At 40.9% G+C, this 543-nt stretch carries 1 protein-coding gene and 1 pseudogene; both read left to right on the forward strand.

The features are described from left to right. Positions 1-193: pseudogene (locus tag IGI38_RS24890) on the forward strand (IS30 family transposase); the annotation flags it as partial. Between the two features lie 106 nt (positions 194-299). Continuing rightward, positions 300-543: DDE-type integrase/transposase/recombinase (locus tag IGI38_RS24895; protein WP_438734629.1), on the forward strand; the 244-nt coding region annotated here is incomplete at its 3' end.

The raw sequence follows: 543 nt of genomic DNA on the forward strand, positions 1-543 counted from the left end.
GTGGCAACGCGGATCTAACGAAAATGGGAACGGTTTATTTAGAGAATTCTTCCCTAAGGGAACTGATTTTTCAAAGGTGCCCCCTACGGAGAAACAGGAAGCATTACGCAAGAAAAATATGCGGCCTAAAAAAACATTGAACTGGAAAAATTGTTGGGAAGTCTTTCAAGAAGAAATGTTGCAATTAATTTGACAATTCGGGGAAGAAAAATAAGCCTCATAAGTCCTTTGAAAACAAGCTAGACAGACAATTTGAAGTCTCTGAGGACATAGAGAAACAGCCCCGAGTTGTTTGCGATATTACGGAATGGAGACCACACAACGGAACAAAGATTTATTTGTGCGCCGCCCTAGAATTAGCCACACGCGCAGTGATTGGCTACAAGGTCGCTTTGCATTGTGCAGCAACTTTGGTTACAGACGTCATTGATCAAGTGCGCAATAATTTTCCTACAAAAGTGATTCTTTTCCATAGTGATCAAGGAAGCCAATTTACCAGCAAGGAAGTAGTAAATAAAATTGACTCGCTGAAATGGGTTCAAG

Origin of the sequence: Enterococcus sp. AZ128, assembly GCF_051714485.1 — a bacterium.
In the GTDB taxonomy this organism is placed as follows: domain Bacteria; phylum Bacillota; class Bacilli; order Lactobacillales; family Enterococcaceae; genus Enterococcus_A.